Below are 14,324 nucleotides of genomic sequence, written 5' to 3' on the forward strand. Positions count from 1 at the left end.
TTACTTTGCAACAGAACCATAAATATTATTAGTTATTTTATAGCACTCCTTTTATAACATTGCTAATTTTAATTGATCTATAACGCCACTTGATGATCCAGGAAAAGCAAAGATCATTTCATTTAAATCTTGAGCCGTTAATTTTTGGTTTACAATGAAAGTTAATAAATTAACTAAATCTGGTGCATCATCAGCATATATAGCAGCTCCTACTAATTGTTTATCATTATTTAATACAATTGTCATTTCAGCTTCAGTTTCATTTTTGTATTCAAACACCATTTGTTTACCAAAAGGAATATCTATCACTTTATAGTCCTCACTAGTATTAGCTTCATCTACAGAAACTCCAATATTAGACAATCTTGGTAGTGTATATAAAACTGAAGGTATTGCAGGATAGTTAATAGGATTTTTATTCATACCCAAAATATGCGCAGCAATATAGTTAGATTCAAATGTTGCAGTAGGTGTTAATTTAGGAATTACTTTATCTAACACATCACCACTAGCATAAATATTAGGGATATTTGTACGTAAATATTCATCTACCTGTATACCTCGAGTAGTGAAATTAACGCCAGCTTCTTCAAGGCCAATACCGTTGACATTTGGTCTACGTCCAGTAGCATCTAACACATAGTTAGTAGTAATCTCTAATCCTGATTCTGTTGATACAGTATAATTGTCACCTTGCTCTTTAATTACAGTAGTATTTTCATTCATATGGAATTGAACTCCTTCTGCTGCCAATTTGTCCATTAATTTAGCAATATGTGCTGAATAAAAACCTTTGAGCGGTTCATCGTCAACATGAATCATATGAGTTTCTACACCAGATTTAATGGTTATGCTAGCAAATTCAATACTAATAATACCTACACCTATAAATGTGATACTATTTGGCATTTGCTTTAAGGATAAGAAGTCTCTACTATCGTGCGTATATTCAGACCCTTCAATATCTAACTTATTGCTGTGTTGACCTGTTGCAATAACTATGTTTTCAACATAATATTGTTCGCCATCTACTAAGAGGTGATGCTCATCTAATAATTTTCCTGCCCCTTCAATAATATCTATACCTTGTTGTTCAAATAAACCTTTCAAAGTATTTGCCATAGGGTCAATGATTTTATGTTTATAAGACATAAGGTTTTCCCAATTCACTGATAATGCTTCAGTATTTATTATGTTGGGATAGTGTGAAGCTTGCTCTAGTACTTCATAAGGGTTTTCCAATAAAATTTTGGCATTGCACCCATAGTTTGTACAAGTACCTGCTATACGATCTTTTTCGACAATAGCAACCGATTTCCCCGCTTTGTTTAAAGTCAGCGCACCATGCCAAGCTGCGTGTCCACTACCTAAAAATACGACATCATATTGTTTCATTTGAATCATCCTTTGTAATAGTTTTCAACGTTTCTTCTAAATTATCCATAATACTTTTGGCTTTCATATATTCATCTACATCAAATTGTGAAGAAACACATTTAGCAATAGCTTCATGTACTGCTTCTTGCTCATTTAGACCTTTTATCGTTAAAGTTATGATAAGGTTACGTTTATCGCTTTCATCTCTATTTCTTTGAACCCAGCCAGCTTGCTCAAGTCTTTTTAGTAATGGGCTTAGGGTATTACTTGCTAGATTCAACTTTTTACCAATGGATAATAAAGTTTGAGGGTTTTCTTCCCATAAGGTTAATAGCACTAGATATTGAGAAAAAGTTAAACCGAATTGACTTAATTGCTTTTCATAAAATTTGTTGAATAATTTGTTAACATTATAAGCAGAAAAGCATAGCTGATGTGTCAATTTCATTTCATCATCAATCAATTTAATCACTCCTATTCTCATTAAAGAATAATCAATCGCAAACGATTAATCAATTAAAAAACTTGTAATGAACCACATATTTTTGTTTAATTGATTTCGATTTTAAAAATAGTGCGTAAAACTTATGGCTTCAGGGTATTGTTCAAAAGAGGAATGAACAAGTCATTAAAAATATACGTAAAATAATTGAAAAAAGAACTATAATTTAGTTCTTTTTTCATACTTATATATCGTCGTTTAACGATATGATGATTTGAGTGTTTTGTAAATTTTTCCATAATACTAATAAAAAGGAGTTTTAATAGTGAAAGCATGGCAATTAGAAAATTTTGGTTTAGATAACCTTAAACAAGTTGAACTAGAGAAACCCGAAATTACAGAAGATCAAATTTTAATTAAAGTTAACTCTGTATCACTTAATTATCGAGATACTGCAATTGTCGAAGGTATATATACGCCTGAATTATTAAAATTTCCGTTTATTCCTGTTTCAGATGCTTCAGGAATAGTTGTAGAAATCGGCTCAAAAGTTACCAAATTTAAAAAAGGTGACCGTGTTACCTCACATATGTTTACCAAATGGCTAGATGGAAAACCTAAAAGCGATGAACAATCACATGCCTTAGGTGCTACAGTAGATGGTGGACTTTCAGAATACATAGTATTGAATGCAAATGCAGCTGTATTCTCTCCTGAAACACTTACAGATAATCAATCGTCAACTTTGCCGGTAGCAGCATTTGTGAATTGGTTCTCATTAGTTGAGTATGGAAATATTAAAGCAGGTGATAAAGTTCTTGTTCAAGGCACAGGTGGCGTTTCTATATTTGCAATTCAAATAGCATCAGCATTAGGAGCAGAAGTTATTGCAACAAGTAGCAGTGACGAAAAATTAGAAAAAGCCAAAGAACTTGGCGCTTCTAAAGTAATCAACTACAAAACGCACCCTGATTGGGAAAAAGAAGTGCAAAAATTAACAAATGGTAAAGGTGTAGAACATATTGTAGAAGTGGTCGGTGGGTCAAGTATTGCTAAATCTATAGATGCTTTAGCTTTTCAAGGGCATATATATGTTATTGGATTTCTTGAAAATATGGAAGCAAATGTTAATTTATTCGCATTACTTGCTAAACAAGCAAGAATCCAAGGTATCAATCTAGGACACCATAGAGCATTTGAAGATTTCAATAAAGCTTTAGATCAAATAAATATAGATCCTGTAATTGATACGGTTTATTCATTTGACCAAGCAAAAGAAGCATATGAACATCAAATGGAAGGCGCGTTTGGTAAAATTGTTATAGATTTTAATAAATAGCCCCTGTTTTCTATATTAATAATTATTTTATGTAATCCTTCCTTTATATAAAAGAAGGATTTTTTAATATTAAAATTGTCTAATTTATCAGGTAATATAATTCTCATAGAGCAATTAAAATGAGATAATTAATTGAGAAATTGTGTTTATGTATTTTTAAGGTACACCCTAATCGTACAAAGTAAGTTGTTGAAATTATCGCAACTAAAACGTATGATTAGGGTGTATATTAATTATGGAGTGAAAATAAATGATTATAGGTTATGCGAGAGTATCTTCGATAGATCAAAATTTAGAAAGACAGTTGGAAAATTTAAAAACGTTTGGTGCTGAAAAAATATTTACAGAAAAACAGTCTGGGAAATCTATAGAAAACAGACCCGTACTTCAAGAAGTTCTTAATTTTGTAAGAATGGGAGATCGATTCGTTGTGGAGTCAATTGATCGTTTAGGACGTAATTATGATGAAATTATTGAAACTGTGAATTACTTAAAAGAAAAAGACGTTCAGTTAATGATTACAAGTTTACCTATGATGAATGAAGTTATTGGTAATCCATTACTGGATAAGTTTATGAAAGATTTAATCCTTCAAATTTTAGCAATGGTTTCAGAACAAGAAAGAAATGAAAGTAAACGTCGACAAGCACAAGGGATTCAAGTCGCGAAAGACAAAGGAATATATAAAGGCCGACCTTTACTCTATTCGCCGAACGCGAAAGACCCTCAGAAACGTGTTATTTATCATCGCGTGGTGGAAATGTTAGAAGAAGGGCGAGCAATTAGTAAAATTGCCAAAGAAGTTAATATTACAAGACAAACAGTTTATAGAATTAAACATGATAAGGGATTATCTTGATAAATTGATTGTCAATGCAAATGAGGGACTTTCACAGCGTCTCGAAACTCATATTATATGATTGAATTGAAATTTTAGTAAAAGAACAAGAAAAAGAGTCGAGTTTCCCTTGATAATAAATTCATCCTTTCAATTGTGCGATGTGAAGCAACTATACATATAATTGAAATATAAAAGATTTGGTGTAAGATAAAGGTGAAAATATACACTTTGCCGATAGCGTATGCTAAATTTGAGGAGTGATAATTACTAACATTTGTCGTAGTCGCATCGTACTTGAGTTACTTGTTTAAAGCTTGATACATCCGAATATGAATTTAAAGCAACTTTAATCAAAGGTGTTCAAAATTTAAGGAGTGATTGGTTATGCGTAAATTTGGGAAAATATTTTCAGCAACAGTTGTTGTATCTACATTGGTTGCAGGATCATCAGCAGCATACATTACGATGAGTGATGCACAAGCAGCAGAACAAGTTCAAAAATGGGGTCATGGTGAAGGTGGGAACGGCGTCAGTACACAAAGTACAAAAGATTCACAATCACAAAAACCATGGTATAACTATGAAGGATATACGACATATGATCCAACATTTACCCTAGATTATAATTTTGTACGCGCAATGAAATATGATAATTTTACGCTCAATGGCTATAAAGCCAATCCAAAAGCTCATCAAACTCATGCTTATACTATAGATTCTTATGGTTCTAAAATAGATTTTAATGAAAACGATGAAGCCATCCAAATGGAATTCAATGCTAAATCCCACACAGTCACTAAAGCACAATTTAAAAAAACGCATGCATCAAATAATAGCACAGAAGAAGGAGAATCGGAGGAAGGTGGTACATTTATACCTTATAGTACTAATGACGGTGCTTACAAAGCTTTCTTTGATAAAGATGGTTATTTAACTCATATACGTATTGGTCAATAAATTGCAGAAATAATCTAATACATGACATTTTACAAAAGTAATCAAGGACACATACATTAGATGTATGTGTCCCTATCTTTAATATATTGTTATATTCATTTGGAGCCCATATATGACTTTTATTCTTTATATATTTCTTCATACATTACGTTTTCAAGTATTTTCACATGCATTATGTATTTTTGACAGAAGTAGGCGCTCAATATGCTTATAATCTTCGTTCACATCATTACATCAATCATAGATAGCTGCACAGTTGCGTATTTTACTTAATATAAAATCATATTATTCAATTGATAATTTTTGATATTACATATCAGGTGTATGGTTAGAATACTTCTAAAAACTTTACACTTAGTTTTTATTTTCCTCATTTGTGGTAAAAAGTAAACGTAAGGCTAAGGAGGAATAAAAATTGAGTAATAAAAAGCAAGAACAATTAAATGAAGTAAAAAAAGATAATGATGGCAGAGCGATGACGACAAATAACGGGGTAAAAGTGAGTGAAGACGAAAATACGTTAACTGTTGGGGAGCGTGGTCCTAGCTTATTAGAAGATTTTCATTTTAGAGAAAAAATAATGCACTTTGACCATGAACGTATTCCAGAACGTATTGTACATGCTCGGGGCTTTGGTGCACATGGCGAATTCCAAGTATATGAAGACTTATCAGAATACACTTCAGCAGATTTTTTAACTCATCCCGAAAAAACAACTCCCGTATTCGTTAGATTTTCCACTGTTCAAGGTTCAAAAGGTTCTCCTGATACTGTAAGAGATGTACGCGGATTTGCGACTAAATTTTATACAGAGGATGGTATTTTTGATTTAGTAGGTAATGACATTCCAGTATTCTTTATCCAAGATGCGATTAAATTTCCAGATTTAATTCATGCAGTTAAACCAGAACCACATAACGAAATGCCTCAAGGTGGTACAGCACATGATACATTTTGGGACTTTTTCGCACAGAACCCTGAATCTACGCATACAACAGTCTGGGCAATGAGTGATCGAGGTATACCTAAAAACTTCAGACAAATTGAAGGTTTCGGTATTCATACATTCCGTCTAGTAAATAGTGAAGGACAATCATATTTTGTAAAATTCCATTGGAAACCACTTCAAGGCTTAGAAAGCTTAGTATGGGATGAAGCGCAAATATTACATGGTAAAGATATTGACTTCCATCGTAAGGACCTTTATGAATCTATTGAAAAAGGAGACTATCCTGAATGGGAATTAGCTTTACAAATCATTCGACCAGAACAAGAATTTGATTTTGATTTCGACATTTTAGATCCAACTAAAATCTGGCCAGAAGATCAAGTTCCAATTAAAAAAGTTGGTAAAATGACACTTAATCAAAATGTAACCAACGTTTTTGATGAAACCGAACAAGCTGCATTCCACCCAGGACATATTGTGCCTGGTATTGATTTCTCTAATGATCCATTATTACAAGGTCGTTTATTCTCATATACTGATACTCAAATTTCTAGATTAGGTGGTCCAAACTTTAATCAAATTCCAATTAACCGACCTGTAAATGAAGTACACAATAACCAAAGAGATGCGATGCATCAAATGAACGTTAACAAAGGTCAAGTTGCTTATCATAAAAATGGGCTTAATAATAACGAGCCTCATACGACATCGAAAGAAGAAGGCGGTTATGAACATTACCAAGAAAAAGTAGAAGGACGTAAAATTCAAAAACGTAGTGAAAGCTTTAAAGATTATTACAGTCAAGCTAAGCTCTATTTAAATAGTCTAACTCAAGATGAGTTTAATCACACAGTTGATGGGTTTTCATTTGAAATAGGTATGTGTGATTCAATTATGGTTAAACAAAATGCTGTTAACCAGTTAAACAAAGTAGATCGCACATTAGCTGAACGTGTTGCTAAAAACGTGGGTGTAGATGTACCTTCTGAAAATGAAGAAGTATCATCTGAAGCTAAAGATAGTCAATTGACAATGGAAAAATATGATATACCATTACAAGGGCATTCTGTAGCAGTTGTAATAAACGGAAATATTAGTGAGGATACGTTAAAAGCATATGCTGAAACATTTATCGAAAACAAATTAAACTACGCATTTGTGGGGCAACATCCTAAAAAAATATCAGAAGACTTTGGTATAACAGAAACGTATAATACTGCTCATCCAACATTATTTGATAGTTTAATTGTATTGTCAGATGGCACTGATATAAATCCAAATGCCGAGGCTTTCGCGGAACTCAATTACAAGCATGGTAAACCTCTAGTTGTTAATTCAGCTGTTGCAAAAGGCCTATCTGACGCTAAAATAAATTTAGAAGCACCTGGTGTTTTCATTTCAGATAAACCTCAAGTTATTATTCAAGCATTTAAAAAAGTCAGATATTGGGATAGATAATAAATTTTGAATTAACAAAAGTATTAAAAACCCCCAATCTATGGTTGTAGATTGGGGGTTTCGTCATCTCATTTTCACTGTTTATGAAAACCAACTCTTTTAAAAAGAGATGGTTTAAAAATTTTGTCTCAATAATGAACAATTTTGATTCTTTAATATAGACAGTTATAAAAAATAATTTTTTAATATGTTTAACAATATACTATAAGAGGAATAATACATGTAGGGATTTAAATTTAATTAGCAATTGGCATTAAAGAATTATCTTTACACATATAATAAATGAATTAATTAATTCATTTATTATTGATTCGAAGCATTCATGATTTAATTGTTGTCTTAAGTATTTCTAAAATTTCTTAGAGGTGATATGTATGAGTAATGGATTTTTCAATGATGATTTTGATTCAATTTTCAGAAAAATATTCCAAGATATGCAAGAATCTGTTAATAATGGTAATAAAAAATATTATATCAATGGTAAAGAGGTTTCTCCCGAACAATTAGCCCAATTACGACAACAGCAACAACAAGGCGGAAATTCTGCTGAAAGCGCGCGTGCATTTCAACAATCTAGCACTCAAGGACAAAATGATGAAAGTAATTATTTGGAACAAATCGGGCGCAATTTAACACAAGAAGCACGTGATGATTTATTAGATCCAGTAATTGGTCGTGATAAAGAAATTCAAGAAACTGCTGAAGTCTTAAGTAGACGTACTAAAAACAACCCTATTTTAGTTGGTGAAGCTGGTGTAGGTAAAACAGCTATTGTTGAAGGTTTAGCACAAGCCATTGTTAAAGGTAACGTACCAGCATCTATTAAAGATAAAGAAGTCATCTCAGTAGATATTTCTTCCTTAGAAGCTGGCACACAATATCGTGGTGCTTTTGAAGAAAATATCCAAAAATTAGTTGAGGCTGTTAAAGAAGCGAAAAATGTTGTATTATTCTTTGACGAAATTCATCAAATTATTGGTTCAGGTTCAACTGGCGGTGATTCTGGTAGTAAAGGGTTATCAGATATAATTAAACCTGCATTAAGCCGTGGTGAATTTTCAATTATTGGTGCAACTACACAAGATGAATATCGGAATAATATTTTAAAAGATGCTGCATTAACACGTCGTTTTAATGAAGTACTTGTTAATGAACCAAGTCCTGACGACACTTTTAATATTTTAAAAGGTCTCCGTGAAAAATTTGAAGAACACCACCATGTTGAATTACCAGATGATGTATTAAAAGCTTGTGTAGATTTATCAATTCAATATATTCCACAACGTTTATTGCCAGATAAAGCTATTGATGTACTAGATATTACTGCAGCTCACTTATCAGCACAAAGTCCTGCAGTAGATAAAGTAGAAACTGAAAACCGCATTGCACAATTACAAGATGATAAAAGTAAAGCCGTGAGTAATGAAGAGTATAAAGAAGCTGACAAATTCCAAAATGAAATTAAGGAACTAGAAGATAAATTAAAAAACAACAATGGCAATTATAATACTAAAGCTACTATAAAAGACGTGTCTGACTCAATAGAACGTTTAACTGGTATTCCTGTATCTCAAATGGATGCAAGTGATATCGAAAGATTGAAAAAAATCAATAAGCGTTTAAAAGATAAAATTATTGGTCAAGATAAAGCTGTTGACCTTGTTTCTCGTGCAATTCGTCGTAATCGTGCTGGATTTGATGAAGGCAACCGTCCAATTGGTAGCTTCCTTTTCATAGGTCCTACAGGTGTAGGTAAGACAGAACTTGCAAAGCAGTTAGCAATTGATTTGTTCGGTAGCAAAGAGGCATTGATTCGCTTAGATATGAGTGAATATAGTGATCAAACAGCTGTATCTAAAATGATTGGAACAACTGCTGGTTATGTAGGTTATGATGATAATTCAAACACATTAACAGAGAAGGTTAGACGTAATCCATATTCAGTTATCTTATTTGATGAAATTGAAAAAGCGAATCCACAAATCTTAACTTTATTATTACAAGTTATGGATGATGGTAACTTAACTGATGGTCAAGGTAATGTCATTAACTTTAAAAACACAATTATTATTTGTACTTCTAATGCTGGCTTTGGTGACGGAAATGAAGAATTTAATGATATTATGGATGAAATGAAAAAATTCTTCCGCCCTGAATTCCTCAACCGTTTCAATGGTATCGTTAAATTCGAACATTTAGATAAAGATGCATTACAAGACATCGTGAACTTATTATTAGAAGATGTTCAAAAAACATTAGATAAAAAGGGAATTACAATAAACGTTACACAAGATGTCAAAGATTGGCTGATTGACAAAGGCTACGACAAAGAAATGGGTGCGCGTCCGTTACGTCGTGTTGTTGAACAAGAAGTACGCGACAAAATCACAGATTACTACTTAGATCATACAGAAGTAAAACATGTAGATATCGTACTTGAAAATGATGAAGTCATAGTTAAAGGTAAATAAACTGTTACACTAAGCACAGGAATCTATATTAAAAAAGAGTCTGGCACGTGAATACAAAAAACGCCAGCAAGATAGTTTCGAATTGAAAATTATCTTGCTGGCGTTTTCTATTTATCAATTAAAATGTTTTTGCCGCTTTTTATAAATCACTTAAGAGTAAACAAATTCTTGTATATTCAAGGTTGTTTAAAGATAAGCGAAAATAATTCATACAAAGAAAAGATTAGAAAAATCATAAATAACCTTCTAATTTTTTATACCAAAATAGCTTCTAATAAATTTAAGAGATGGAAAAGTTAAAGTGAAAAAATTGATAATCTTCATTAATTTTACTCTCCCTTGTCTTCTAAATTATTAAGATAACGGTATATTGAGTGATTTGGCTTATCACTTAAATATATTTAGAGACATTTAAATCATAATAATTATTGATGATTTTCTAATTTATAACTTTATTTTTAAAACCTGAATTACTAAAATGATAACGCAATTATACATCATTTATTTTATACTATTAACAATAGCTTGTATAATCTAGATAGAGTAGAACTAAGTTACTATAAGGAGGAATTTAATGTTAAGTATTTTACAAGCAATTGGTTCAATTGGAACATTTATTATGGCGATTTTATATTTCGTTTCAGTAATGGTACAAATAAGACAAATCAAGATTTCTTTTATACCATTCTTGGCCTTCGATCAGATTATTATTGAACAAACTGACCGTTTGAAATTGAAGAATATAACTGAATCTGATACTGACTATGTAAATACTGCTTTTAAACTACAAAATTTAGGTGGTGGGACTGCTAAAAATATTGATATAAAAGTTTATTTAGATGAAGATGAAAATAAAGTTTTACAAGAAAAACATATAAATATTTTGCCTAGTAATAAATTTTATTTAATGCCTATTAATAAAAAGGCGTTTGAAGAGTTTGAAGATACAATTAAAAATAATGGCTATACAACTAATATGTATATAAATATAAAATATTTTAGCCAAATCTCTAAAAAGCAAAATAGTATCACATATAGAGTAAATATTGAGGAATTTGTTAATTTAGATGATAAAGATTTGTATGAAATGACATTTGATACTTTTAATTCATAAACCATAGTGAATTTCAAACGATAAGTATTTAATATTTCTGCAAAAACGAGGGTTTTTGGTTTTATGAAAGCTACATCATTCGAATACTATCATTAAGCAATTTTTCTAATAGAAAATACAGAGTGTTTTGGCGAGACACTTGAAGGAACGGGATAAGCTGAAGACTACAGGCTGAATCTGTCCTCTAAGAAAGCGAGCCAACAATACGAAGTATTGTAAATAAAACAGCCAGTAAATGAATTTATAATAAATTCATTTACTGGCTGTTTTTCTAGTAATTATCTTTTTCTAGTAATTATGTCCCTGACTCTTTTTCTAGTAATTATGTCCCTGACTCTTTTTAATTATTAGTTTACCATCTAATATAACTTACAGTTGTATTGTAATATTCTTCAAAACCATGAATACCATCTGCACCACCAAGACCAGATTCTCTCCAACCTGCGTGATAACCATTGATTGCTTCTTCAGCCTCGCAGTTCGCATAAACTTCTCCAAATTTTAAACATTCAGTAGCTGTCATAATTTCTTTTAAGCTTTCAGAGAAAATATAAGATGATAGACCTGCATTAGTATCATTTGCCATATCAATAACGTCATCAAAGTTTGTATATGTGGTTATAGCAAGAACAGGACCGAAAATTTCTTCTTTAAAAGCATTATCAGTTGCTTTTACATGATCTAAAATAGTAGGTGCATAGAAGAATCCTTCACGGTCTAATTTATGACCACCTAACACTAAATCTGCTCCATTCTTAATTGCTTCTTGAACTTTATCATCAATACTATCTAATTGTTTTTGATTCATAATTGCACCATAGTCAGTGTTTTCATCATATGGATCTCCAACTTGAAGAGCATCCATTTTATCTTTAACCTTGTTAATAAAGTCGTCATGTACATCTTCATGAACAAAGATTCGTTCTGGACATGTACATACTTGGCCAGCATTATTAATACGTGCAGTAACGATATAATCAACAGCCTTATCTAAGTCAGCGTGTTGTGTGACAAGAACAGGGGCATTTCCACCTAGTTCTAAGTTGAGTTTTTTTATGCTATCAGCCGCATTTTTAAATACAGCTTTACCTGCTCCCATGCTACCCGTTAGTGAAACAAGCTGAATATCTTTATGTGTCGCCAATTGTGTTCCAACTGTTTCGCCAGTACCTGGGACAATTTGGATGAGTCCAGCAGGAATAGTTGAATCACGGAAAAGTTCAGCAATTTTTAATGTTAATAATGTTGTTTCTTCACTTGGTTTGATAACGACAGAACAGCCAGTTACAATAGCTGGAATCACTTTACGCATAAGCACCAAAATCGGAGCATTCCAAGGTACAATACCAGCAGTAACGCCGATTGGTTTTTTTGTCAGTTGAATGGTTTCGTTTACTATAGTATTTTGTAATACTTCACCTTTGTTACTCATACTTAAACTTGCCATATAATCAATGTATTCTATTGATTTATCAATTTCACCTTTAGCTTGTGCTATTATTTTACCTTGTTCTTTGACGTATAAATGAGCGATATCATCTTTATGTTGTTTAAGTAAAGGAATTAATGATTTTGCACGCTCAGCACGTGTAGGAGCCGGTATTTTTTCCCATTCAAGTTGAGCGCGTTTAGATTTATCAATTGCGTCGTTTACCTCTTCTTCAGTAGCAAATGTAATCGTATCGATTGTTTCTCCCGTTGCTGGGTTAATCACATCCAATGTTTCTTCAGATGTACTTTCTACAAATTCATTATTAATAAATAGTTGATTCGTCATTAACTACACCTCCTTGGGTCTAATTCCCGTAAAGTATTAAATTTAAACTATATCTGATAATCAGTAATTATGTTAATATTTTAGCTTCTTATTTTTAAGTGTATCTAGAAATTCATCTCCCCAATTACAAATTGAAAAAACTACTTTATCAAGCTTTAATCCTATTTTGGTCAACTTATATTCTACTTTAGGAGGTACTAGCGGGTAGGCTGTCCTTTCAATGATTTTGTCTTGCTCTAATTCTCTGAGTTGTCTTATTAACATACGTTGATTGATATTAGGAAGTTTGTTTTGTAATTCACTTAATGGTATTTGATAATCTAGAATAAGTTTTATAGACAATTTCATAGTAAATTATTAATTGAGTATAGTGTTTTATTGAAATAAAAATAGATTATGAGCATAACGCTAGCTTATTATATTGAACATTTTATAATAGTATAGAAATATAAATTGATTAATACACAATCCTCTTTTTGTCGTTATACTAGATTGAAATTGAAATATTTTAAAAAAAAGTATTAATGATGTTTCGATAACGATAAAATAGTGAAGTATATAATTATGATAATTTAGGAGGTAAGAAAATGAATAATGTAAAAGATAAAGTAGTTGTGATAACAGGTGCATCTAGTGGTATTGGTGAGGAAACTGTGAATTTGTTATCTGAAAATGGTGCCAAGCTTGTTTTAGGTGCGAGACGTTTAGATAGATTAGAAAAAATACAACAAAAAGTAGGTCGTGATAGTGTAAGTATTAAAAAAACTGATGTAACAAAGGCCGATGAAGTAAATGCATTAATTGAAACAGCTTATAATGATTTTGGCCGTATAGATGTTTTAATTAATAACGCAGGTCTTATGCCTCAATCCTTTTTAGAAAAGAATAAGCAAGATGAATGGAATCAAATGATAGATGTGAATATTAAAGGTGTATTATACGGCATTGGTGCAGTATTACCTTATATGAGAAAACAAAAATCAGGCCATATTATTAATTTGGCTTCTGTGGCGGGACATGTTGTTTTCCCAGGTAGTGCTGTTTATTGTGGTACCAAATATGCAGTGAGAGCGATAACTGAGGGATTAAGACAAGAAGAAGCTATAGTGGGTTCAAATATTAGAACAACAATTCTATCTCCGGGGGCTGTCAGCACCGAATTAACAGATCATATTAGTGACAAAGATATGAAACAAGATATAGATGAATTATATAAAAATGCAATTAAACCAGATGCTATTGCTAGAGCTATTAATTACGCAATTAATGAGCCGGAAGAATCTTCTGTAAATGAATTTATCATTCGTCCTAGTAGCCAAAGTTTATAATTTAGAATCTCTTATTTAGTAACTAATTTTAATAAAAAAGGCATGGCAATTTATTAAAATTGTCATGCCTTTTTTATTAGACTAATTTCTGATAACGAGCGCTTATGTTAATATCTATGAATATTGTTTTTAATGGTTCTGTTGCAAAGTTGAATTTATAGTATAATTTTAACAAAAAGGAGTCTTCTGTATGAACTATTTCAGATATAAACAATTTAACAAGGATGTTATCACTGTAGCCGTTGGCTACTATCTAAGATATGCATTGAGT

Annotated in this window: 10 protein-coding genes and 3 pseudogenes; 9 read left to right on the forward strand and 4 right to left on the reverse strand. The window is 31.6% G+C overall.

Going from position 1 to position 14,324, the window contains the following annotated elements; translation table 11 throughout:
* Window positions 1–51 precede the first annotated feature (51 nt).
* Window positions 52–1,395: a dihydrolipoyl dehydrogenase family protein gene (locus KA893_RS13615; protein ID WP_041080866.1), complete on the reverse strand. Its 1,344-nt coding sequence runs from the start codon at window positions 1,393–1,395 to the stop codon at window positions 52–54.
* Complete coding sequence (locus KA893_RS13620; RefSeq protein WP_041080868.1) at window positions 1,382–1,840, reverse strand: MarR family winged helix-turn-helix transcriptional regulator; 459 nt, start codon at window positions 1,838–1,840, stop codon at window positions 1,382–1,384. The genes KA893_RS13615 and KA893_RS13620 overlap by 14 nt, the downstream gene beginning before the upstream one ends.
* A 304-nt stretch (window positions 1,841–2,144) precedes the next feature.
* On the opposite strand from KA893_RS13620, the gene KA893_RS14220 reads away from it, so the two are divergent.
* The 7 genes and pseudogenes from KA893_RS14220 to KA893_RS13650 all read left to right on the forward strand — a co-directional run bounded on the left by KA893_RS14220 (window position 2,145) and on the right by KA893_RS13650 (window position 10,948).
* Window positions 2,145–3,158: a zinc-dependent alcohol dehydrogenase family protein gene (locus tag KA893_RS14220; protein ID WP_194441005.1), complete on the forward strand. Its 1,014-nt coding sequence runs from the start codon at window positions 2,145–2,147 to the stop codon at window positions 3,156–3,158.
* Between the two features lie 250 nt (window positions 3,159–3,408).
* Entirely contained in the window at window positions 3,409–4,017 is a 609-nt protein-coding gene (locus KA893_RS13630) for a recombinase family protein (protein WP_002484385.1), read from the forward strand.
* 366 nt (window positions 4,018–4,383) lie between these two features.
* Window positions 4,384–4,956, forward strand: coding sequence for an immunodominant staphylococcal antigen IsaB family protein (gene isaB / locus KA893_RS13635; protein ID WP_075340115.1), 573 nt, complete (start codon window positions 4,384–4,386; stop codon window positions 4,954–4,956).
* A gap of 415 nt (window positions 4,957–5,371) precedes the next feature.
* Window positions 5,372–7,363 (forward strand): catalase, encoded by a 1,992-nt coding sequence (locus KA893_RS13640; protein ID WP_041080871.1) that lies wholly within the window; start codon window positions 5,372–5,374, stop codon window positions 7,361–7,363.
* 374 nt (window positions 7,364–7,737) lie between these two features.
* Window positions 7,738–9,834: an AAA family ATPase gene (locus KA893_RS13645; protein WP_194440989.1), complete on the forward strand. Its 2,097-nt coding sequence runs from the start codon at window positions 7,738–7,740 to the stop codon at window positions 9,832–9,834.
* 125 nt (window positions 9,835–9,959) lie between these two features.
* A pseudogene (locus KA893_RS14125) lies at window positions 9,960–10,037 on the forward strand (replication initiation protein); the annotation flags it as partial.
* A gap of 371 nt (window positions 10,038–10,408) precedes the next feature.
* Window positions 10,409–10,948 (forward strand): hypothetical protein, encoded by a 540-nt coding sequence (locus KA893_RS13650; protein ID WP_036576018.1) that lies wholly within the window; start codon window positions 10,409–10,411, stop codon window positions 10,946–10,948.
* Window positions 10,949–11,300: 352 nt separating this feature from the next.
* On the opposite strand, the gene aldA is transcribed toward KA893_RS13650, so the two are convergent.
* Together aldA and KA893_RS13660 are read right to left on the reverse strand one after the other, a co-directional pair.
* The gene (aldA, locus tag KA893_RS13655; protein ID WP_069821682.1) at window positions 11,301–12,725 is read right to left on the reverse strand and encodes an aldehyde dehydrogenase; all 1,425 of its coding nucleotides are present in this window, start codon (window positions 12,723–12,725) and stop codon (window positions 11,301–11,303) included.
* A 72-nt stretch (window positions 12,726–12,797) separates the two neighbouring features.
* Window positions 12,798–13,034 (reverse strand): annotated as a pseudogene (locus KA893_RS13660) (winged helix-turn-helix transcriptional regulator); the annotation flags it as partial.
* 278 nt (window positions 13,035–13,312) lie between these two features.
* On the opposite strand from KA893_RS13660, the gene KA893_RS13665 reads away from it, so the two are divergent.
* Together KA893_RS13665 and KA893_RS13670 are read left to right on the forward strand one after the other, a co-directional pair.
* On the forward strand, window positions 13,313–14,053 hold the full coding sequence (locus KA893_RS13665; RefSeq protein ID WP_002483573.1) for an SDR family oxidoreductase: 741 nt from the start codon (window positions 13,313–13,315) through the stop codon (window positions 14,051–14,053).
* Window positions 14,054–14,243: 190 nt separating this feature from the next.
* Window positions 14,244–14,324, forward strand: a pseudogene (locus tag KA893_RS13670) (IS6 family transposase); the annotation flags it as partial.

It is taken from the genome of Staphylococcus sp. GDY8P126P, from assembly GCF_017891965.1.
GTDB lineage: Bacteria > Bacillota > Bacilli > Staphylococcales > Staphylococcaceae > Staphylococcus > Staphylococcus saprophyticus.